The organism is uncultured Nitrospira sp., assembly GCA_902500695.1.
Lineage (GTDB): Bacteria > Nitrospirota > Nitrospiria > Nitrospirales > UBA8639 > Nitrospira_E.
The window spans coordinates 1-23,216 of sequence record CABVRQ010000024.1; the positions used below are offsets into that span (position 1 = coordinate 1).

Here is a 23,216-nt window from a genome sequence, read left to right on the forward strand (position 1 = left end):
GTGGGATGAACACGATTGGAAAGAAAAATAACTTCCAAATCACGAATGGGATCGATCCAGATACTTGTGCCGGTAAACCCCAGATGGCCGAACGATTCCGGAGACAACCACTGGCCGGAAGAAGAGGGTTGAGAGGGCGTATCCCAGCCTAATGCCCAACTGGTTCCAGACTGTGCCGTCACAAATTGCTTGACCAGGTGAGGATCAAGGATCCCTGGATTCCCTTTGTACCCTTCCAACCAAACATTGGTGATCTGCCCTATGGCTTCGGCTGTACCAAAGAGACCCGCATGCCCGGCAATGCCCCCAAGCGCGAACGCATTTTCATCATGCACCTCCCCCTGCAGAAGACGCCCACGCCATGGATCCTGTTCAGTGGGTGCGCACCCACCAATCGATGAGTCCAATGTGGCCGCCACGTTGGACCCTCGATAGCCGAGTGGGCTCGCATGCAAGGGACCAAAGATTCGACTCCGACAAAACTCAGCCAAGGATTGATTAGTGATCCGTTCCACGATAAACCCGAGCACCATATAGCCTAAATCACTGTAGATGCTTTTGGGATGTGCCACAGCTTCTAACGGTTCCTTGAGGATCACCTCCAGAAAGGCCCTGGATCGTTCAAGACGGGATGGAACATCTGAGGGAAGAGCCGGAGGGAAGGCCTGGTAAAATGGACGCCATGCCGGAAGACCGCTTTGATGCGAGAGAACATCCTTGAGAATCACCCGGCCTAAGGGAAAATTTTTGGTTTCCTGTAATAGCACGTCGATGGGCGTTGATAGATCCAGAAGTCCATCCTGCACCAGGAGCAGAATGGCCGACGCGGTTGCCAGAGGCTTTGTGAGAGAAGCGAGATCGTAGATGGTCTGAAGTTGAACGGGATAAGCATCCGGAAGACCGGAGGTGAGACCAACAGCATGATGACCCCGAAGATAGCCCTGGTGACGGACGAACAAGACCGCACCAGGAAACACCTGCGCGTCGATTCCTTCAAGGAGGATACGCACCATAGGATCGGTCTGATCCACAATTTAATGAGGAGGTCGAAACGTCTAGCCTGCTTCCCGACGGGATGTTCGCTCCGCACTCATATCTGACTCACCATCCACTTCAAACGAGGCCTCCGGTCGCTCTTCAATTTCGACTAAACGATGGAAGGAACTCAACGTCAACCGCAAGCGATCCAACACCAGCGCCCGCTGCTGTTTGAGCGTCGAGATCATTCGACGCATTTCGGCGAGTTCGGCCCGACTTTGTGCCAGAATTTCTTCGGCTTTTAATTCCGCCTCTTTCACCAAAAGATCCGCATCCCGTTGGGCCCCATGCTTGAGTTGATCGACAAAGGATTGGGTTGAAATGAGCGTACTGGTCAGCGTGGTTTCCGCTCGTTTAAGTTGCCCCACTTCATCATCCTTCCCCGACAACTTCTCTTTGAGCACCAGGTTGTCCTTCGTGAGTTCCTCAACCGACTCGGCGATTTCTTCCAAAAATTGGTCCACCTGTGTCTTATGATAGCCTCGCCATTGAGTATCAAAGACTTTATGCTGGATGTCCAACGGTGTAATTTTCATGACGACTCCTTTCCCCTCACCGGCTAGTGCATTCTGAGCGCGAGATCCTTCAAAGATGCTACCACGGCAATCTGGAAAAACATAATAATAAGGATAGCAATGATCGGAGATAAATCAAATCCCATTCCCAGCATGCCGACCCGACGCCGGATTTGAGAAAGAACCGGCTCCGTCACTCTTTCTAAAAACTGGACAATGGGGTTCCAGGGATCAGGATTCACCCAGGAGATCAAGGCGCGAATAATGATGACCCACATATAGATCGATAAAATCGTATCCAGGATGGTCGCAATCGCCTGTAATACATTTCCCGCAATAAACATGTTTCTCCTTTACCTGTATACCAGTCGAATTATCCCACGGTGCCGGGATTAACGGCTTTCCCTCGACTTCCAAAAATAGCCGTTCCGATTCGCACCATCGTCGCCCCTTCTTCTATGGCGATCTCGTAGTCATGGGACATGCCCATGGACAATTCGGTCATCCGTACACGATTCCATGTCTGTCCAGCCAGTCGATCTCGTAACCGACTGACTTGGAGAAAATAGGGGCGAACGTCTTCGGGATTTTCCTTCCAAGGTGGAAGCGTCATGAGCCCCTGAATTTCGACGTGAGGGAGTCGGTCTAATTCCTCTATCCTGGCTTCCACCTCCTGGGAAGAAAAACCTCCCTTGCTGGCTTCCTCCCCGACATTCACTTCCAGTAACACGGCTTGTTGAATCCCGAACTTTTCAGCCACGGCATTAATACTCTCGGCCTGCTCCAGACTTTCCACGGAATGCAGCAACGAAAAATTCCCGACAAGGTCTTTGAGTTTCCGACGTTGCATCCGACCAATGAAGTGCCAGACCAATTCTTCTCGTGGCCCCAGAACCTCTCGTTTCTCCTGAGCCTCCTGGAGCCGGTTTTCTCCAAATATTCGTACGCCGGCCTGATACGCTTCCTCTAAATTGACGGCGGGAACGGTTTTGGTCGCCGCCACCAACCGAACACCGGAAGGATCTCGCCCGACACGAAGGGCAGCCTGCCGGATATTCTCCTGGATAGTTTGAATCGTATGAGTAATGGAGTGAGAAACGTGGCCATCCTTCAACGAGCACACCGGTGATCATTCATTTGACTTCTATTGTAAACGGGATTGCCGCTTGAGTCACGGACAAGGATTAAACCCGCAACGGGACGAGGAAGACTCTCTCCCCTTGCTGCGCTCCGCCAGGGATGGAGGCCGAGAGGGTGCGAATCGCCCAGGATGGGTCAGCGATGCTTCCCTCATCGCATGAGGTCTCGGCACTCTTGGCAAACGGGATCAATCCTTAGGCAGCAGGCAGGATAATTCCACTACACATGGTCCCATTCACCTGCCCCTCCCGCCTGTAGGAATAAAAGAGATCGTCCCGACAATGCGTGCAATGGTCCACCCGTCCAATCTGAGAATCAGGCACTCCACCGGCACGGATCTGGTGATAGATCAATTGCTTGAGGTCTAAGACTCCTTTGCCTTCCTTGGTTTCTTGAAGCACACCAGGCCATATTGGATACCGGCTTCGCAACGGGTTGAGAACCTGTTCATCCACTTCGTAACAACACGGTCCGATTGAGGGGCCGATCGCCAGATGCATGTGCTCCGGCTTCGCCCCGAATTCATCCACACAAGCCCGAATGGTTTCTGCCACGATACCGGCCACCGCGCCGCGCCATCCGGCATGAATGGCAGCAACGACACCCCTGGTCTTCTCGACAAGCAGCACAGGGACACAATCCGCCGTGCGCACGACTACCAGGGTCTCAGGTTGATTGGTGACTAACGCGTCCCCTTCCGTCTGCTCTAATGCCCCCAGCCCCCTATGGGTGTGTATGACGACCACCCGGGTACTATGAATTTGCTTGAGGGCGACGATAGCGGGAAATTCCTTCGGCCCATTCACCATGTGACCGAGTTGGATATGGGCATGTAATCCTGCCGGCATACTCCGGGTCCCGAAGAAATGCCGAACGGGGATCACATGACTCGTGAATCCGTCATCTGATACTCCGGTCCCCCCTGGCAGGGGACGTTTTTCGATGCTCATGAAATTAGTTGTCGGCCTTCCTCCGTAAAAACGTCGGTACATCCCAATCATCATCCACCAACAGGCCGTTCTTTTCAGGAACCGGCCTGGCAGTCGTCTGTCTTCGCAGATAGGTGGGCCGGTCAAGATCCTCAGAACCGTTTGAACCGTTGCTCCCCCCATTATCGGTAGGCACCGCTACCAATGCGGGCTTTTTAACAGGCTCGACCACCAGGGTCGGTTGATGTGCACTGGGAAACCGCAGGATTGACTCGGCTTGTTCGAATCCTGTGGCAATGACGGTCACGGTCAATTCATCCCCCAGGTCGGGATTAATGACCTGGCCAACAATGATATTGGCCTGAGGATCCGCCGCTTCCCGCGCAATGTTGGACGCTTCGTTCACTTCATGCAACGTGAGGTTGGGGCCACCCGTAATATTCAACAACAATCCTCGAGCCCCTTCCACGCTTCCATCTTCCAGTAAGGGGCTGGCAATGGCTTGTCTGGCCGCATCGCCTGCTCGCGTCGGACCCCGACCCGTTCCCATCCCCATCACCGCTCGCCCCGAATAGCCCATGACGGTTCGCACATCGGCAAAATCCACATTGACCAAACCCGGAGTGGTAATGACATCCGAAATACCTTGAATGGCCTGACGCAGCACATCATCGGCAATTTTGAACGCCTCTACAAGCGGAGTATTCTTATCAACCATTCCAAGGAGTTTCTGGTTGGGGATGATCAAGAGAGAATCCACGTATTTTTTGAGTTCACGGATTCCTTCTTCAGCAAAACTTGTCCGCCGGTTCCCTTCATATTGGAAGGGTTTGGTCACCACCCCCACCGTGAGAATTCCCAACTCTTTGGCAATTTTTGCGGCAACGGGAGCACCGCCCGTGCCCGTGCCACCGCCCATGCCTGCCGTGACAAAGACCATATCCGCGCCTTCCAGGGCCTCACGGATTTGGTGCTCACTTTCCAATGCAGATTCTTTCCCAACCTCAGGCTTGGCTCCTGCCCCCAAGCCCCGCGTTCGCTCCGGCCCCAATTGGATTTTGTACGACGCGAGCGAACGGGCCAGCGCTTGCAGATCGGTATTGGCCACGACAAATTCTACCCGGCTTAAGCCGGCTTCAATCATGGTGTTGACCGCGTTGCACCCGGCACCTCCGACACCCACAACTTTAATGTTAATGCCAGATTCCTCCTCCTCAGACAGTGAAAACATACGACTCCTCCTTTCTACCACTCCCCTGATAGCCCGTGGGGACATTTGATTAATGACTCAAATTAGCTCGCGAAGTAGGCACGGATACATGATCCTCCTTTCTTGTCATGAATTAAAAAAAGTTCATGATCCATCCCTTCATTTTACCGACCATCCCACCGGCCCAACGTCCGGATTTTTTGCCTTTGCCGGCTCCTGGTCCCACCAGTTCAAACTCATTTTCGTGACTCACCGAATGAACGATGAGCCCCACAGCGGTGGAGTAGCTCGGGTTACTGACTATTTCCCGCAGACCTTCCACTCCAATTGGGCGACCTAACCGCACCGATAGATTGAGCACGTGTTCCGCCACTTCGGCCATGCCTGGAAGCAGGGAGGTCCCGCCCGTCAATACGCCCCCGGCCACCAACATGCCCTCATACCCGGCACGACGGATTTCGCGAAGCACGAGTTCGAACATTTCTTCTACCCGTGGAGAAAGAATTTGTGCGACCAATGCTCGAGGCATGACCCGAGGCGGCCGTCCTCCGACACTCGGCACTTCAATGCCTTCGTCCTCATTCACAAAGAGACTGCTGGCCACCCCATATTTCAATTTAATTTTTTCGGCTTCCTCCGGCGCGGTTTTCAAACCCATCGCCAGATCCCCGGTGAGATGGCTCCCCCCAATGGGAAGGACTGCCGAGTGCCTGATACACCCCTCAACAAAGATCGCAATATCGGTGGTTCCTCCCCCGATATCCACCATCACCACCCCCAGGTCTTTCTCTTCAGGTGTCAGCACGGCAGCACTGGAGGCTAACGGTTGCAACACAATATCGACGACATCCAATCCCGCCCGGCTGACACACCGGATAAGGTTTTGTGCCGAAGTGACCGCTCCTGTCACAATATGCACATCGACTTCCAAGCGCGATCCCGCAATGCCTAATGGATCGCGAATCCCCTCCTGATCATCCACAATAAATTCCCGGGGAAGCACATGGAGAATTTGGCGGTCCGGAGCCGGCACGGCGCAGGCTCGAGCGGTATCAACGGCACGCCGGACATCCGCCTTGGTCACTTCCCGTTTTTTCAGGGCCACGACGCCTTGCGCACTTTCACTCCCGATATGGCTTCCTGCAATCCCCGTATACACGGAATTGATTTGGACCGCCGACATCAATTCTGCTTCCTCCACGGCCCGCTTGATGGACTCCACCGTACTTTCCATGTTGACGACCATGCCTTTTCTTAACCCGTTCGAACGATGGGAGCCCACCCCGATCACATGGATCGAGCGATCATCCTGGATTTCCCCCACCACGGCACAAATTTTTGTGGTTCCGATGTCCAGTCCCACGACGATGTGTTCTTTTTTGGTCATGTCCTATAGTGTCCTCTTGCGAAAAATGACTTTTTGAGCAAATCGCAAATCCACTTCTTGCGACCGACCTTCAATTTTATCCTTCACGGTGGGATACAACACCAAAAATCGTTGCCACTGGTCCTCTACCTCACGCCCGAATTGAAACCGGACATTGGGAAGATCCACGATCGTCGTATGAGGTTGAGACACATCAATCCGTGGTCTTCCCGAAAACTGTTGGGACAGCAATTCAGCAATGTGAATGCCCTGCTTGGCGCGTCGATGGCCTTCGGCCTCATGCTGGGTCATAAATTTCGAGGTCACCCCATCAACAATGGGCAATGTCGTTCCCTCCGGCGCCTTCCCCTTCGGCAACAGATATCCTTCTGCATCCAGAAAATAGGGTTCGGTTGGTGATCCAAACACCGCGGCAGGCTGACGCTCAGCCACCTGAATTACCAGGGAATGGGGAAACACCCGTTCAAAGGCGACCGACCCAATCCAAGGATGCGAATCCAACCGGGTCGCGAGCAGCTCCGGATCCACAGAATACAAACCGGTCTGTGGGGGCAAGGCCAGCCTCGTCAGAATTTCATCGCGCGAGACTCGATCCAAACCCACCACCGTGATCTGTTGGATTTCTGTCCACTCATTCGCCCACCGGATCAGTTGTCGTCCTCCCACCACCACCACCACGATGAGACAGGCCAGGACACCTCCGATCACGACACGGCGGACCTTCAATGCTGTCGATGGGGTCTTCGCTTTCCCCTGTCCTCCGGCTTTTTTAAGGGGCCGGTTTTTTCGAGGTCGTTTCGTGTTCAGAGATTCTCTCGATATCATGATGCCGATTTCCTTGTCGCCCTGACTTTCCTCACAGACGGCGCCATCTTCTTCGGTAGGGCGTCATGCAAAATCCGTTCAACCAGCTCGTCATAGCTCCACCCGATCTGTGCCGCCGCCATGGGAAGCAAACTCCGTTCAGTCATGCCGGGAATGGTGTTCAGCTCGAGGATATACGGACGTCCATTAGTATGAATGCGAAAATCGACTCGGGCGGCACCACGACATCCTAACGCTTGATAGGCACGAAGGCTGTATTCACGAAGAGCTTTTTCCAGTTTTGGAGAAAGGGAGGCCGGACATACATACCGAGTTGAAGCCTTTCCATATTTGGCCGTAAAATCATAAAATCCGCCAGGCACAATGATTTCCACACCGGGTAATACCTCGTTGCCAAAGACACCCACCGCCACTTCCCGACCGGGAATGTATTTTTCCACCACCACCTGCTCTCCATATCGATAGGCTTCCTGCAAAGCCTCTTTCCATTGATTTGGCTTGCGAACGATCGAGACACCAAATGTGGACCCCTGCGCACAAGGCTTCACCACAACAGGCAACCCTAAGGTGGCTGGTGGACGAACCGGGATCATTTTGTCGTATAAGGTCATGCCAGGCGACACAGGCACCTTGGCAGCCTGAAGCACCACGCGCGTCAATCCCTTATCCATGCACACGGCACTCGCACTCACACCCGATCCGGTGTACGGCACCTTCATCACTTCTAACATCCCTTGAACCGTGCCATCTTCCCCTCCCGGTCCATGCAAGGCGAGAAAGGCGATCGAAATTTTCTTAGCCCGGATCTGATGCGGCAGGGAGGCATCGGCTTCAATGGGGATCACCGTATATCCACGTCGTTTCAATGCATCACAGATCGAACGCCCGGTCTTGAGAGAAATCTCTCTCTCGGCTGAAGATCCACCCATGAGCACACCGATTCGCAACGATTTCTGTGTCATCATTTCCCGTGTATTCCCTTTATGATAAGCCTTCCGCTCCGGGTGCATCTCTTCTTCACCACCATTATTAAGCCTGTCATTTCGACGATTCTCCAATAACTTTCCATTCAAGCTGCAGACGGACTCCAAATTTCCTCGCCACGGTTTGCCGGACTTTTCGAATCAACGCCAGGACCTGTTCGGCTGTGGCCGTTCCTCTATTCACAATAAAATTGGCATGCTTGGTCGACACTTCGGCATCACCAACCCGCACTCCCTTTAATCCTGCCGCTTCGACTAACCGTCCGGCCGAATCTCCAGGGGGATTTTTAAACACCGACCCGGCATTCGGGAGGGTTAAGGGTTGGGTTTCCCGCCGGTACTGAAGATAGGTTTTGGTTTTCGCCTCAACCTGTTCTTTATTCGAAGGAGCCAACTGTACCCATGCGCCAACGACGATACCTTTGGGGAGCGTCGCTTTCCGATAGACAAATGAAATCTTGGAGGACTCGATCCGTCCGCGATGCCCACGAAGATTTACCAAATCGACGGCTTGCAAGACCTCCTGCATTTCCCCCAACCGGGTTCCGGCATTCATCACCACACCGCCACCGACGGTTCCGGGAATCCCCGCCGCCCACTCCATTCCGGACAGATGATGCCCCACGGCAAATTGCATCAACCGGGGCAACCGCACACCCGCCTGGGCATACACCACATGGCCGGCTTCCTCCTGTATCCCGGTTAATTGTTTCAAGTGCATCACAATGCCTCGAATCCCTTTATCACGAACGACGACATTGGTTCCGCCTAACACCACGAAGGGAATTCCTTCTGCTCGAGCCCCCAGGATCACCCGAATGACGTCTTCCACGTCCGAGGGAAAAACCAGCACATCCGCCGGACCTCCCACCTTCAACGAAAGAAGAGGCGCCAACGGTTCGTTCCAGCAGACTTCTCCCTGCACATCCTGCACGGCTCGTTGAAGCCGTTTCGCTGTCAGTGTCCGCCGGCCAATCTTCACTTTTGTGTCCCTCGATATCCATGACTCACATCACTCGCTTACAACGATTCCAGCAATTCTGTTCCGACTTTCCAGACATCCCCCGCTCCCAGAGTCAACAGCACATCGCCCTCCCGAAGCTCCTCACGCAATTTGGCGATCAAACCGGAGTCACGATTGAGCCATTGGACAGAGGGATGACCGGACGCCCGAATGGTGTCGGCCATCATTTGCCCGTTGATCCCGGGGATCGGCGCCTCACCGGCCGGATAGATATCCATGACATACACGCGATCCGCCTGCTCAAAGGCCTTGGCAAACTCGTCGGCAAGGTCCCTGGTTCTTGAAAACCGATGTGGCTGAAACACGACGACCAACGGGCGCTGCCACGCGGCCCGCGCAGCCGCCAAGGTGGCACGGATTTCCGTAGGATGGTGGCCATAATCGTCCACCACCACAATGCCGTTTTTTTCTCCACGAATCTGGAACCGTCGTTCGACTCCTGCAAAGGCCGCCAACCCTGCCCGGATCAAATCCACCGGCACATCCAATTCCAGGGCCACCCCGATGGCCGCTAACGCATTGGCTACGTTATGCACACCTGGAATGCGAATACGGAATGGGCCAAGCTTTTGGTCCCGGTAATGCGCCCGGAATTCCACACCCATCGCTTTGGTTTCAATCTCCGTTGCATACAAATCTGAGGTCAGGGCACCGGAAAAATCACTCATGCCATACGTGTGATATCGCTTCACCACACGGGGCAGAAGCTTTCGAATCCAGGGATCATCGGCGCACACAATTGCCACACCGTAAAAAGGAATCTTATTGATAAATTCTAAAAATGCCTCTTGAAGACCTTCCATGTTTCCGTAATGATCTAAGTGCTCGCGGTCGATATTCGTGACGACCACGATGGAGGGTGACAACCGCAAAAACGATCCATCACTCTCATCAGCTTCCGCAATCAACAGGTCACTCCGGCCCAATCGCGCATGGGTTCCCATGGCATTCACTTTTCCTCCAATCACGAATGTGGGGTCGAGGCCGGCTTGCGCCAGAATTGATGCGACCATCGACGTCGTCGTGGTTTTTCCATGGGCTCCGGCAATGGCAATTCCAAACTTCAATCGCATCAGCTCTGCCAGCATTTCCGCTCGTGGTATGACGGGAATAACCTTCGCCCGGGCCGCACGAATTTCAGGGTTGGATCCGGCAATAGCCGACGACACCACTACCACTTGCGCCCCTTCCACATTCGATTCCTGATGCCCGATATACACCGTTCCCCCTAATTCCTCTAACCGGCGTATCGTGTCGGACGCCCCCACATCAGAGCCTGTGACCTTATATCCTAACGTGAGGAGAACCTCTGCGATGCCACTCATTCCACTTCCCCCGATACCGACTAGATGAATGTGGTGAATTTTTCGAAACATAATGTTTTAGACTTCCAGAGTTGAAGAGAGGATCACCGGAGACGGTCACTTGATGCATCCACCGTTGTAAACGCATGGTCTGTAAATCTTGACGTATGGTCTCAATACCGGTTCGGCCTACCGGACTCGCAACGCCATCATAGGCCTTTCTCATGACACAACGACCATTCCGGGCATTCCAGCCATTGACCTCGCAGGACATCCTCTTCATTCCCTGTAAGAGTCCCTCCTCATTAAAGATTGAATACGATCACGCAATGCTTTCTATTTTGACGCTGTTACTTATTCATTCGTGTGGCCATATTTTCCCATCATATCTGTGGCATTACGACGCGACCGGATGCCCCACCAGGGAGAGACATTCACCCACCATCTGCTCTGTGGCATGGACTTTCCTGAGTGCCCAACTTCGTCCAGCCATTTCCTGTAACCGGGGAATATCCGAGATCCATTGTTCAATTTCTTCTGCCAACCGCTGCCCAGTGAGGTCGGATTGCAAAAGCACTCGAGCCGCTCCGGCCGCTTCCATGGACCTGGCATTCATTTCCTGATGGTTGTGTGTCGCCTGGGGAAACGGGATCAGAATTCCAACTTTTCCATAGGCTGATAACTCAGCCAATGTGCTGGCCCCGGCCCGACAAACAACGAGATCCGCTTTAGCAAGATCCTGAGGCATATCAAAGAGAAAGGGGCGGACATCTGCTTGAACCCCCAATTGTGCATAGCCGGCCTTGACCCGTTCGAAATCGTCGGCTCCCGTCTGATGCGTGATAGCCACCTGTTCCCGCAGCCTCGATGAGACCTCCGCAGCCTTCAACATGGCTGAATTGATCGCCCGAGCTCCTTGGCTCCCGCCAAAGATCAACAGATGTGAGATCTTCTGCGGAAGAGCAGGAGGACGTTCCAATGCAAAAGCCTTTCGAATAGGTGTGCCAATGACCTTGACTTTCGATGACGAGAAAAAAGGTCTGGCGCTGTCAAAGGCCAGAAAAATTCTGTCGGCCAAAGGTCCCAACACCCGATTGGCCAATCCCGGCATGGCATTCGGTTCCAGCAAGACTCTGGGAATATTCAACAACCAGGCCGCCACGACTACGGGAGGACTGAAATACCCGCCCGTCCCAATGACCAGATCGGCATGGTGACCTCGAAGAATCCGGACCGCACGCCACAACGACTTCGGGAGCAGAATGAGCGAACGCATCATGCCAACCACCCCTCGCCCCACAAATCCTTCCACCGTGATCGGTTCAAATCCAAACCCTTCTTTCCCCAGAATTTCTCCCTCTAAAGATTTCCCCGTCCCGACAAACACAATGCTCCCTCCAGGGTCATGCTGTTGAAATTCTTTGGCATACGCGATAGCCGGAAACATATGACCTCCCGTTCCACCCGCAGCAATGACGACCTGCATTACACCCTTCTCTTCACTTAAGGGTCTGCTCGTCCCTGTCGAGCCACACTCAGCAAAATTCCAAGAGCTAACATCGTGACCAGGAGAGACGACCCCCCGTAACTGACCAGGGGAAGCGTGAGACCTTTGGTCGGCAACAGCCCACTCACAACACCCGCATTGATCAGAGCCTGAATGCCCAGGAGCATGGTGATCCCCAAGGCGAGGTAGCGCCCAAATAAATCCGGTGCGAGGGCCGCGACCCGAAATCCTTTACACACCAATATGGCAAACAGAGCCAGAAGGCCGCAGGTTCCAATGAGCCCCAGCTCTTCTCCCACCAGGGCCAATACGAAATCGGTATGGCCTTCGGGAAGAAACATCAGTTTTTGCTTGCCCTGCCCAAGACCAACGCCAAATAATCCCCCATTTTCCAAGGCCAGGATGGACTGAACAAGTTGGTAGCCTGCACCTTGGCGGTCCGCAAAAGGATTCAAAAATGTCGTCATCCGTTCCCATCGTTCAGGACTCATCCAGATGAGAGCACAGACACCCAAAATCATCGGCGCCCCTAAATACCCCAAGTGACTGAGTCGCGCGCCGGCCAGATACATCATGCCGACGAACACCAGACCAATGACGACGGTACTTCCTAAATCCGGCTCAACGACAATGAGCCCACAAATTATGGCTACCATCGCCACAGGGGGAAGAAACCCTCGTTGCCAGTCAGTGACACGCCGTTGAGGATTGGAGAGAAATGCCGCGAGATACAGCACGACCCCCAGCTTGGCCATTTCCGTGGGTTGAATGGAAAAAAACCCGAGTGCCAGCCATCGTCGAGCTCCATTAATTTGAGGGCCCACCGCCAGGACCAGCAGTAATCCCACCACACATCCTCCCACAACCATGGGAATCCATTGCTTCCACCGGCGATAGTCGATCAAGGATCCGATCAGCAGAACGCTAAATCCCAGCAACATCCATACGATTTGTCGTTGGAGATAATAGGTGGCATTGGTAAATTTATTTTCCGCCATGACCCCGCTGGCACTAAACACCATGACCAGCCCCCCTAGGGATAATGCCAGGGTGATTCCCACAATCAGAGGATCGATCCGCTTGGAACCGACGCCCAGATTTCTCGGGAACAAATCCGCCCATGCCCGGGAATCCACGTGAGAGTTTTTCCGCCGCAAGATGGCTGGAATGCCCATTTATTGAAGTTCTCCGACAACCCGCTTAAATTCAAGTCCTCGATGATGATAGTTCCGAAACATATCGAAACTGGCACAAGCCGGGGAAAACAACACTACATCCCCCCTGGACGCGAATGCCACGGCCTGGGAAACTGCATCCGTCAAGCTGGTTGCGAGGGTCACCGGCCTGATCTGATTCAACGTCTGAAGGATTTTCTGAGTGGCTTCTCCGATAATCACCACTCCCTTAACCTGCCGTGTAATACTGTCAACCAACTGCGAAAAATCACCGCCTTTGTCTTTTCCACCAAGAATTAAGACCAACGGCTCATGGAAGCTCTGTAAGGCTTTGAGGGTGGCGTCCACATTCGTGCCTTTCGAATCATTGACGAATGTGATCCCCTGCCACTCCCGTACCACTTCCAAAGCATGCTCAAAGGTCGGTGTGGTCCGAAGGGCACGGACCATATCCTCTGCTGAACATCCACAGAGGAGTCCGATGTTCATTGCCGCCATCGCATTCGCCACATTATGATTTCCCCGCATCGGAAGGGCGTCCCGTGAAGCCAATAAAAAATCATCCCCATGCATCCTGGCCCTAATATCGCCTCCTTCGAGATAGACACCCTGTTCAACTTTTCTGGTTAGACTGAATTCACAGATGCCTGACCGTGCCGACAAGGCCATGGCCCTCACCACAGGATCGTCCGCATTAATGAGTGCCCAATCCTGATTCGTCTGGTTTTCAAAAATACGCTGTTTGGCAGCCTGATAGTCTTCCTGAGTGGGATGTCGATCCAGATGATCGGGCGTCACATTTAACAACGCGGCAATCCAGGGCCGAAACCGGTGAATGGTTTCTAATTGGAAGCTCGAGACTTCTGCCACAATATACTCATAGTCGGGCGTAGGGGACGGATGCGTTCTCTTGGGCACCGCCTCGCATAACGGAATACCGAGATTTCCTCCCACAAATGCCCGCTTCCCGCTTTGTTGCAGGATCGATCCAATGAGACGTACCGTGGTACTTTTCCCGTTAGTTCCGGTCACGGCAATGATGGGGGCCCGAAGAAACCATCCAGCTAATTCAATTTCTCCAATAATGGGAATGCCCCGTTGGCCAATCTCCTTGAGAAGACGATGGTCCTTGGGGACTCCCGGACTGACGACCAAGAGTTCGAGATCCCTCAACCCGTCAGCTACGGCATCCCCTCGAAACACTTGAGCACCTCGAAGGCCATATGCGGCCGCCGTGGACTCGAAATCCTGACTTGTGTGTTCTTCGACAATCGTCACCAACGCGCCAATGTCCAGAAGGAGATCGGCAGCCGCCCTGCCGCTTCGTCCGAGACCAAACACCGTGACACGCTTATTTTGCCAACTCACGATTGGAAATACGGGAGTGACGTTCACGGCTTCCATAGCTCCACAGGGTTCCACAACAATCCTATGATTAGCGTAATTTCAATGTGCTAATGCTTAAGAGGCCCAAAATGATCGCAATGATCCACAAACGCACAACCACTTTGGGTTCTTCCCATCCCTTCAATTCAAAATGATGGTGCAACGGAGCCATAAGGAAAATTCGCTTCCCTCTGGACTTAAACGATGCCACTTGAAAAATTACGGACACCGCCTCCATCACAAAGACTCCGCCAACCAGGATCAATAACAATTCATGCTTGCACACCACGGCCACCGTCCCTAAGGCGGCACCAAGGGGTAAGGATCCCACATCGCCCATGAAGACCGACGCCGGATAGGTGTTAAACCAGAGAAAACCCAACCCCGCCCCGACAATGGAGGCCGTTAGAATGGCGAGTTCCCCGGCTCCTTCGATATGAGGCACGAGTAGGTACCCTGAGACCAATTTATTTCCAACTGCCCAGGCCACCACGGTATAGGCCATCGAAGAAATAATAACCGGTCCGACGGCCAACCCATCCAACCCGTCAGTGAGGTTCACCGCATTAGAACACCCCACAATGACCAGAATGGCAAAGGGGATATAGAGCACTCCTAAATCCGGAGTGAAAGATTTAAAGAACGGCACACTGAGTTCCGTGGAATAGCCAGGAGAAAGATAAAAAAACATCCCAATACCCAAAGCCACCCCCAACTGCCCGATGATTTTTTGGGTGGCCGTCAATCCTTTGGATTGGCCCCGTAAAATTTTAATGTAATCATCCACAAATCCGATCAGCCCGAAACCCACAAGCGACAAGAGGACCAACCAGACATAGAAATTGGTGATATCCGCCCATAACACGGTTGAGAGCAATACCGAAAAAATGATGAGCAGTCCTCCCATCGTCGGAGTTCCGGATTTTCCAAGATGGGATTGCGGGCCATCAGTCCGGATTTTTTGCCCCAGTTTCAATGTTTGCAATTTTTTGATCATGGGAGGAGCAAGGAAAAACACAATCAGAAAGGCGGTCACCGCTGCATAAATAATGCGGAAACTGAGATAGCGAAATACATTGAAGATGGCAAATTCTGTATGAAGGGGATACAGCCATAGATATAGCATTAGGATTTACTTTCTTCGGGTAGAGGGAAAGAACCCTCCGCCCGGATATCGTCGCTCATTCATCTTGACGTTTAGACGTTTCACTATCGAGGTCCCCTATGGCCATGGCATCCGGCCTCATCCAGGCAGGCTAGGACCCAGGGCGAACGGCGTCGAGCACCCGTTCCATTTTTGCTCCACGAGAGGCCTTAATGAGCACGGCATCGCCACGTTTCACCATCGTTTGCAGCAACGCACCGGCTTCCATGGCATCTCTGACCACGGACACCTGAGTGGATCCGTGCACTTTATGGACACCTTCGGACATGTGGTGCCCAAACGCTCCACAGGCAATTAAATGGGTAAGATGGAGTTTGGCAGCCTCGCGTCCAATTTCCTGATGAAACTGAGCTTCTTTGGGACCCAACTCAAGCATGTCCCCCAATACGGCTATGGTCCTTCGAGCGGAATTCAGACTCACCAGCGACTCCAACGCCGCTTTGACTGAAGCAGGGTTAGCGTTATAGCAATCGTAGAGATATAGCACCCCTCCCCACCTGCGGATTTCCGACCGCATCGGAGCGGGGCGAAACTTATTTAATCCAGACACAATGTCCTCACCCGACAATCCAAAAGCACATCCCACTGCCGCGCCGGCCAGAGCATTGGCAATATTGTGCGGGCCCATGATTCGGACACTCGCCCGCTTGGCCAGTTTTCGATGAGGTAAGAACAGGCGAAATGCCGTACGCCGTCCGTTCCACTCCGAATCGGCCGCCCGAACATCCGCCTGAGTCGACAACCCAAATGAGATCACAGGACATTTCGCTTTCCGGGAAAACGTTTCAAAATATCGGTCGTCCGTATTCAAGATTGCCGCACCATCAGCTTGAGGAAGCCAATCCAATAATTCAGCTTTCGATATCGCCGACCTGGCCATCGTGCCATAGAATTCCAAATGGTCGGGACCGACATTGGTGATCACCCCTGCGGTTGGTCTCGTCATGTCACACAATTGGGTGGTCTGCCCCACTTGATCCACCCCCATTTCAATCACCGCAGCCTGATGCCCGGCTTGAAGGCCAAGGAGAGTCCTGGGTACGCCGATGGCATTATTAAAATTCCCTTGCGTTTTATGAACACGCCAGCGAGTCGCCAGTACTTGATACACCATTTCCTTCGTCGTCGTTTTTCCATTGCTGCCGGTAATGGCCACCACGGGAATTGAAAAGCGCAATCGATGGAACCTGGCTAAGCCCTGATAGGCTCGCAAAGTATTTTTCACCCCCACCACCATGACGGGAACCAAGCCAGCCCGACGCACCTGCGTCAACATCTCCCGGGCCCGGGCCTCTTCAACAATCACCCCTCGGGCTCCTAGCTTGCAGGCCGTTTTCACAAATTCATGGCCATCGAATTTCTCCCCTTTCAAGGCCAGAAACAGATCGCCGGATTTAACTTCCCGCGAATCAGTTTTCACTCGAAGCATTCTTCCTTTCTGGGCTCCCTGGAGGATCAATGTTCCCTCAGTCGCATCGAGCACTTCGTCTATCTCAAAAGCTGCCATGTCGGATGGTCCGAGCTACCTGAAACCCATCTGTCGATGGATCGCCTTCCTGGCTTCTTCACGATCATCAAAATGAATTTTTTGAGTGCCAAGAATTTGGTAGTCTTCATGCCCTTTCCCTGCTATCAACAACAGATCTCCACCCTTGGCTTCAGACACGGCGGCATGAATGGCTTCGGCTCGATCGGCAATGATCTGATACGAACACCGTTCTTGCGGAAGCAGAGATTGAATCCCCTGTTCGATTTGAGTCAGGATTGTGTGAGGATTTTCCGTTCGTGGATTGTCGGACGTGACGATCACCACATCGCTATGTCGTGCCGCCACCTGCCCCATCTTCGGTCTTTTCCCGGCATCCCGATCGCCACCACAGCCAAACACGGTAATGATTCGTCCTTCTGTAATAGCCTTCGCTGCTCGAAGCAACCGATACAGCGCATCTTCGGTATGGGCATAATCCACGACAACCGTAAATGGTTGGCCTTCATTGATGCGTTCAAATCGTCCAGGAACATTCGCCACTGACTGCACGGCTTGTTCAATCATCGGACCCGTCATGCCCATTTCCAGGGCAATCCCGATGGCGGCCAACAGATTAGACACATTATGCTCACCGACCAATTGGCTCTTGATCGTCAACGGACCGTGGGGACTGCTCAGCAGAAAGTCCGTTCCTCCCATGGAGAGGCGGACGGATTCCGCTCTGATGTCTGCCTCTGTATGGATCCCGTATGTCCAGGTCGGAATGGAACAATGTTGGAGAATCAGGGGCGCCCGTTCATCATCCGCATTGACAAGGGCTCGTTTAGGGCGGGTCTTCTGACCGCTATCGACACATTCCGTAAATAAACGGAGTTTCGCCTGAAAATAGTTATCCAATGTGTGATGAAAATCTAAATGGTCTTGCGTCAGATTGGTAAACACCACAATATCGAATTCACAGCCGGCTATCCGATCTAATGCCAACGCATGGGAAGAAACCTCCATGACCGCAACATCCAACCCGGCATTGACCATGGCCCTCAGCATGTCCTGTAGCTCGACAGAAGCAGGGGTGGTATGAGACGCCACACGGTGTTCTGTCCCGAACACATAGCCTACCGTTCCCAACAGTCCCACACGATGTCCTTGAGCTTCCAGAAGGGATTTGGCTAAATGGGTCACCGTGGTTTTTCCATTTGTCCCGGTGACCCCCACCATATCCAGTTGGGCAGAAGGCATACCGGAAAGTTTTGCCGCCAACAAGCCCAAGGCCTTCCGGGAATTTTTGACTCGAATGAGAACTGACGGATTTCCTCCTACTGGCGGGTCCTGTGTCTCAAAGTCCTCTTCCACCACCACACCAACCGCCCCTTGATTTTGAGCCTGTCTCACAAACTCATGCCCATCATAGTGCTCCCCTTTGATTGCCACAAATACCGAACCAGGCTTTACTTGCCGGGAGTCTTCGGTAATGGACATAACCTCACGCTGAAGATCCCCTTCACTTGGCACCTTATCCAATGAGGCAAGAAGCTCTCGAAGCGTCACAGGTTACTGCACAATAGGCTGTGGTGAAGAAATGGGCGAATTTGCCGCAGCAGTTCGAATAACTGCGGATCCACCGGGCAACACTCCTAAATGGGGCAGGACTCGCTCTGCGACCTTTCGAAAGACCGGAGCTGCAATTTCTCCCCCCCAGTTCCCAATCGTCGGCTCATCAATGACGACTAACATGGCAAGACGTGGGCGCTCGACTGGTGCAAATCCGACAAACGAGGCAATCACTTGTGAAGAAGAGTACGACCCAGTTTTCGGGTCAATTTTTTGAGCGGTCCCCGTTTTTCCCGCAGCTCGATATCCGGCAAGCCTGGCACGCTTGCCTGTTCCGACCTCTACGGCCGTTTCGAGAATCCGGGTTAACGTACCGGTTGTTTCAAGGGAGACGGGTCGCCGTTTGGGTTGCGGATCCTTGGTCAGGACGGCCTGCCCGTGGGAGTCCAGAATCGAAGAGACAACGTACGGCGTCATCAACCAACCACCATTGGCCACCACTGACATGGCCGTGACCATTTGAATCGGTGTGACGGCGATTTCCTGACCCATGGCTATTGAAGAGAGGCTTCGACCACTCCATTTGTTGGGCTCTCGGAGAATCCCCGATGATTCTCCCGGAAGATCAATTTCGGTTTTTTCTCCAAATCCAAACGCTTTCAAATACTGAAATACCCGGTCTTGCCCTAATTCCATTGCCACTTTGATCGCACCCACATTACTCGATTGCGCCAGCGCTTCGGAAAACGTCATCCAACTGGTTTTTGCGGGATCATGAACAATAGTCCCCGCGACCGACATCTTTCCGTCACCACCATAAATTAACGTGTCTGGAGACATCACCCGCTCTTCAAGCGCCGCCGCTGCCACCACAATTTTCAACGTTGAGCCCGGTTCATAGGCATCCGTCACCACTCGATTTCGCCAATCCTGAGTGGAAAACTGCCCTAAGTGATTGGGGTCAAAGGTCGGATGAAGTGCCCACGCCAAAATCGCTCCGGTTAAGGGATCCATGATCACAATGCTTCCAGACTTCGCGCCGCTTTGCTTTAAGGCTTGCGCCAACTCCGCCTCCGCAATAAATTGGACAACCTCATCAATGGTCAAAGTGAGATGGTACCCAGTCGACAAGGGTAGGGAATCATGACTAGGGGGTGAAGCAAGCTTTCTGCCCAACGCGTCCCGTTGGTATTTCACCAGGTTTTTTTCACCCCGTAGATAGGACTCATATTGAAGTTCCACCCCTTCTAATCCCTGGCTATCAATTCCGGCAAACCCCACGAGATGAGAGACCAATTCTCCCTTGGGATAAAAACGGTGGGGTTCTTTGGTCAATCCCAATCCGGATATATTCAAGCCCTCCAATTCCTTGACGACCGGTTCTGGAATATTGCGTTTCACCCAAACGTAAGGCTGATTTCGTGTGAACAGATCGCCCAATTCCTTGACCGGCATCTGCAAGATTGGCGCTAATGACCGGGCAACTCGTTGTGGATCATTCAAGGACGGTGGCCTCACATACAATGAGGCCACTTCCACATTGAGAGCCAGTGGATGACCTTGGCGGTCAACAATCACCCCTCGATCTGGCTGAACCACCACGGTCTTTTCGTGCTGCTGCTGTGCCTGATGAGCCCCCACGTCCGCTTGAAGTACCTGGAGGTAAAACAGTCGACAACCAATAAGCGCAAACCCGCAAAGGAGCCCCAAACAAACAATGCCACTTCGGATTCGACAGACGGGATGAATGTCCAGTGATGGAGTTTTCACGGAAGGCTCACGATGGTATCGGAAAATTCACGTACTAAACGAACAGGAAAATTTTCACCAGATTCAGACTGGGGTAACGTATCCAGAGAGACCATCACGATCTGCCCCTCGTGAGCGACGGTGAGTCCCAATTGACTTTGCGCCCGTTGAGCAACTCGTTGCGGATCCGTTAACTGTGACAGCCGAACCTGCAAGCCTTCCTGTTGTTTTTTGAATTCCGCTCGCTGAGATTCCAGCTCTTCAATGGCATACCCCAGGCGCCACATGTCTATCTTGACCCCAACATAGAGTAGACACCACACCCCCAAAAGAATCATGACGCCCAGGAACACGGTTTTCCTCATAGGGTTACTCCTTCGAGAAGGCGCTCGGCCACACGTAACTTAGCGCTTCTGGCACGAGGATTTTGTTGAATTTCCAACACACTTGGAGTCACAGGCTTCTTGACCAGCAATGCAACTCTTGGATGTTCTCTCTTCGCCATAGAACGAAACGTCTGCTTCACAATACGATCTTCTAACGAGTGAAACGCCACGACGCACACCCTTCCGCCTTCCTTCAACAGGTCGACAGCATCTCGTAGGGCCGGTTCAAGCAAATCCAATTCACGATTCACGCGTATCCGCAGCGCCTGAAAGGTTCTGGTGGCAAAATGCAAACGCCCCTTTTTGTAAGCATAGGGCAGCGCCCCTTCGAGGACAGACACCAAGGCTTGGGTGGTTTGAATAAGACCGGCGTTTCTGGCCTGCACAATTGCACGGGCAATTCGACGGGAATACCGTTCTTCCCCATACGCAAAGATGACATCCGCTAACTCTTTTTCCGGGAGGTAATTCACCAAATCAGCTGCGGTTACTTCCTGCGTTTGATCCATTCGCATATCCAATGGCCCCCCAAGGGAAAAACTAAATCCCCTCTCTGATTGGTCCAACTGCATAGAGGACACCCCTAAATCAAACACAACCCCGTCAACTTTCTCATAGCCAGAATTCTGAACAAAATCTTTAATGTGGGAGAAATTCCCATGTAGTATATTTACAGACGATTCAAATTCACTTAATGTCTTTTTCGCAAGAGCAACGGCTTGATAATCACGATCCAAACCAATAATATGAGCATTTTTACCCGTTTTTTCCAGCAATTTCAGAGACGTTCCACCCAATCCCACAGTACAATCTACATAGACCCCACCAGGAAGCGGATTAAGCCAAAAACTAATTTCCTCGACGAGTACCGGTACATGAACATCATTCATTCACAAATTGTTTCATTTTTACAATACATGTGGAAATCATCCCACTTTCTCCCACACCTGGAAGTATACAACCCTTGCCAATGATGTCAAGCACTCAAAAAATGTTGTGAAAAGGCAGGAGCTAGGGAATAAGAAAATCAGGAGCCGCGCCCGAAATATTTGGGAACCTTAAGATAATCCCCAATGGATATTTTAAGGATACAACGTATAGAGCATCCTGGGGAAGGGAATCGTTTCTCGAACATGGTCTAACCCACAAATCCAGGCGACGACCCGCTCAATTCCCATTCCAAAACCAGCATGAGGAACCGTCCCATATCGTCGCAGATCTACATACCACTTAAAGGCCTCTTCAGGAAGGTCGTGGGCTTGAATTTGCTTCAGCAATTCATCTAAATCATGAATTCTTTGCCCCCCTCCAATAATTTCTCCATATCCCTCAGGCGCGAGCATATCCATACATAACGCCAAATCTGGCCTCTCTGGATCTTTAGCCATATAAAATGCTTTAGCCGCAGCCGGATACCGATGAACGATCACCGGACGATCAAATTCTTGAGCCAAAGATGTTTCGTCATCCGCTCCGAAATCGTCACCAAATTGAATGGCGATTCCCTTTTGCTGAAGACGCATCAGGGCATCTTCGTAGGTTATTCGCGGAAAGGGCCTGGCCATGGCTTCTAATTTTGGAATATCCCGTTCTAAGATTTCCAATTCAGGTCGACGAGTATCTACGACCCGCTGAATAACCGTGGAGACCAATTCCTCCGCCAGTTGCATGACGTCCGGCAGGTCGGCATACGCCATTTCCGGTTCAACCATCCAAAACTCCATCAGGTGTCGTCGGGTTTTTGATTTTTCAGCTCGAAAGGTTGGGCCAAAGCAGTATATTTTTCCAAATGCCGCCGCCGCCGCTTCCCCATATAATTGTCCGCTTTGCGCCAAATAGGCTACCTGGTCAAAATATTGAGTTTGGAATAAGGTTGTGGTGCCCTCACAGGCGTTGGGGGTAAAAATCGGCGTATCAATCAAGGTAAAACCTCGATCATCAAAAAAATTTCGACAGGTCCGAATGATTTCATGTCGAACTCGTAAAATGGCATGTTGACGTCGTGAACGCAGCCACAAATGCCGGTACTCCATCAGAAATCCGGTGCCATGTTCCTTGGGTTGGATAGGAAAGGGTTCGGCAATTTGAATAACCTGAATTTTCGACACATCCAGCTCGAATCCACCAGGCGCACGGACATCCTTCCGTGGCTTTCCGGTAAGTACGACCGAAGATTCCTGGGTTAATTGTCCGCTCAAGGCGAATTGATCTTCCCCTACTTCTGCCTTGCTTAGGATGGCCTGAAGATCTCCCGTGCCATCCCGCAGCATCAAAAAGCTTAATTTTCCGCTTGAACGGCGGTTGCGGATCCATCCCTTGATGGTAATATCCTGCCCTTCAAACCTTGCAATGTGTTCAACCGACACGACCGGCAGTTCTGACATTATTCTGCTCCTCTCACTCGCTGGAAGAAGGAATTGACACCCCGAAAATTCAGCCGCTATGATAATTCG

At 52.5% G+C, this 23,216-nt stretch carries 21 protein-coding genes; all 21 read right to left on the bottom strand.

Going from position 1 to position 23,216, the window contains the following annotated elements; translation table 11 throughout:
- Window positions 1-1,013 (bottom strand): serine hydrolase (locus AAH187_RS08205; protein WP_342347963.1); only part of this gene is annotated, 1,013 nt, incomplete at its 3' end.
- A 42-nt stretch (window positions 1,014-1,055) separates the two neighbouring features.
- On the bottom strand, window positions 1,056-1,574 hold the full coding sequence (locus tag AAH187_RS08210; RefSeq protein ID WP_342347964.1) for a DivIVA domain-containing protein: 519 nt from the start codon (window positions 1,572-1,574) through the stop codon (window positions 1,056-1,058).
- A gap of 23 nt (window positions 1,575-1,597) precedes the next feature.
- The gene (locus AAH187_RS08215; RefSeq protein ID WP_342347965.1) at window positions 1,598-1,897 is read right to left on the bottom strand and encodes a YggT family protein; all 300 of its coding nucleotides are present in this window, start codon (window positions 1,895-1,897) and stop codon (window positions 1,598-1,600) included.
- A gap of 29 nt (window positions 1,898-1,926) precedes the next feature.
- On the bottom strand, window positions 1,927-2,676 hold the full coding sequence (locus AAH187_RS08220; RefSeq protein ID WP_342347966.1) for a YggS family pyridoxal phosphate-dependent enzyme: 750 nt from the start codon (window positions 2,674-2,676) through the stop codon (window positions 1,927-1,929).
- Between the two features lie 211 nt (window positions 2,677-2,887).
- Window positions 2,888-3,643, bottom strand: a complete 756-nt coding sequence (gene pgeF, locus AAH187_RS08225) for a peptidoglycan editing factor PgeF (protein WP_342347967.1) — start codon at window positions 3,641-3,643, stop codon at window positions 2,888-2,890.
- 4 nt (window positions 3,644-3,647) lie between these two features.
- Entirely contained in the window at window positions 3,648-4,853 is a 1,206-nt protein-coding gene (gene ftsZ / locus AAH187_RS08230) for a cell division protein FtsZ (RefSeq protein ID WP_342347968.1), read from the bottom strand.
- Window positions 4,854-4,965: 112 nt separating this feature from the next.
- On the bottom strand, window positions 4,966-6,219 hold the full coding sequence (ftsA, locus tag AAH187_RS08235; protein ID WP_342347969.1) for a cell division protein FtsA: 1,254 nt from the start codon (window positions 6,217-6,219) through the stop codon (window positions 4,966-4,968).
- A 3-nt stretch (window positions 6,220-6,222) separates the two neighbouring features.
- Window positions 6,223-7,044, bottom strand: a complete 822-nt coding sequence (locus tag AAH187_RS08240) for an FtsQ-type POTRA domain-containing protein (RefSeq protein WP_342347970.1) — start codon at window positions 7,042-7,044, stop codon at window positions 6,223-6,225.
- The gene (locus AAH187_RS08245) at window positions 7,041-8,009 is read right to left on the bottom strand and encodes a D-alanine--D-alanine ligase (protein ID WP_342347971.1); all 969 of its coding nucleotides are present in this window, start codon (window positions 8,007-8,009) and stop codon (window positions 7,041-7,043) included. Before AAH187_RS08245 ends, AAH187_RS08240 begins: the two co-directional genes overlap by 4 nt.
- A gap of 73 nt (window positions 8,010-8,082) precedes the next feature.
- Window positions 8,083-9,009, bottom strand: coding sequence for a UDP-N-acetylmuramate dehydrogenase (gene murB, locus AAH187_RS08250; protein ID WP_342347972.1), 927 nt, complete (start codon window positions 9,007-9,009; stop codon window positions 8,083-8,085).
- Between the two features lie 38 nt (window positions 9,010-9,047).
- Window positions 9,048-10,427, bottom strand: coding sequence for a UDP-N-acetylmuramate--L-alanine ligase (murC, locus tag AAH187_RS08255; protein ID WP_342347973.1), 1,380 nt, complete (start codon window positions 10,425-10,427; stop codon window positions 9,048-9,050).
- 325 nt (window positions 10,428-10,752) lie between these two features.
- Window positions 10,753-11,841: an undecaprenyldiphospho-muramoylpentapeptide beta-N-acetylglucosaminyltransferase gene (gene murG / locus AAH187_RS08260; protein WP_342347974.1), complete on the bottom strand. Its 1,089-nt coding sequence runs from the start codon at window positions 11,839-11,841 to the stop codon at window positions 10,753-10,755.
- A gap of 17 nt (window positions 11,842-11,858) precedes the next feature.
- Complete coding sequence (gene ftsW / locus AAH187_RS08265) at window positions 11,859-13,037, bottom strand: putative lipid II flippase FtsW (protein WP_342347975.1); 1,179 nt, start codon at window positions 13,035-13,037, stop codon at window positions 11,859-11,861.
- Window positions 13,038-14,459 carry a UDP-N-acetylmuramoyl-L-alanine--D-glutamate ligase gene (gene murD, locus AAH187_RS08270; RefSeq protein WP_342347976.1) on the bottom strand — a complete coding sequence of 474 codons (1,422 nt, stop codon included), beginning with the start codon at window positions 14,457-14,459 and terminating at the stop codon, window positions 13,038-13,040.
- A gap of 13 nt (window positions 14,460-14,472) precedes the next feature.
- Window positions 14,473-15,549: a phospho-N-acetylmuramoyl-pentapeptide-transferase gene (gene mraY / locus AAH187_RS08275; RefSeq protein ID WP_342347977.1), complete on the bottom strand. Its 1,077-nt coding sequence runs from the start codon at window positions 15,547-15,549 to the stop codon at window positions 14,473-14,475.
- Window positions 15,550-15,679: 130 nt separating this feature from the next.
- Entirely contained in the window at window positions 15,680-17,095 is a 1,416-nt protein-coding gene (gene murF, locus AAH187_RS08280; protein ID WP_342347978.1) for a UDP-N-acetylmuramoyl-tripeptide--D-alanyl-D-alanine ligase, read from the bottom strand.
- A 15-nt stretch (window positions 17,096-17,110) separates the two neighbouring features.
- Window positions 17,111-18,625 carry a UDP-N-acetylmuramoyl-L-alanyl-D-glutamate--2,6-diaminopimelate ligase gene (locus AAH187_RS08285; protein ID WP_342347979.1) on the bottom strand — a complete coding sequence of 505 codons (1,515 nt, stop codon included), beginning with the start codon at window positions 18,623-18,625 and terminating at the stop codon, window positions 17,111-17,113.
- A gap of 3 nt (window positions 18,626-18,628) precedes the next feature.
- Entirely contained in the window at window positions 18,629-20,398 is a 1,770-nt protein-coding gene (locus tag AAH187_RS08290) for a penicillin-binding protein 2 (protein ID WP_342347980.1), read from the bottom strand.
- Window positions 20,395-20,742: a hypothetical protein gene (locus AAH187_RS08295; RefSeq protein WP_342347981.1), complete on the bottom strand. Its 348-nt coding sequence runs from the start codon at window positions 20,740-20,742 to the stop codon at window positions 20,395-20,397. The genes AAH187_RS08290 and AAH187_RS08295 overlap by 4 nt, the downstream gene beginning before the upstream one ends.
- Window positions 20,739-21,653 carry a 16S rRNA (cytosine(1402)-N(4))-methyltransferase RsmH gene (gene rsmH, locus AAH187_RS08300; protein WP_342347982.1) on the bottom strand — a complete coding sequence of 305 codons (915 nt, stop codon included), beginning with the start codon at window positions 21,651-21,653 and terminating at the stop codon, window positions 20,739-20,741. The genes AAH187_RS08295 and rsmH overlap by 4 nt, the downstream gene beginning before the upstream one ends.
- 192 nt (window positions 21,654-21,845) lie before the next feature.
- The gene (gene asnS / locus AAH187_RS08305) at window positions 21,846-23,147 is read right to left on the bottom strand and encodes an asparagine--tRNA ligase (RefSeq protein WP_342347983.1); all 1,302 of its coding nucleotides are present in this window, start codon (window positions 23,145-23,147) and stop codon (window positions 21,846-21,848) included.
- Between the last annotated feature and the right edge of the window lie 69 nt (window positions 23,148-23,216).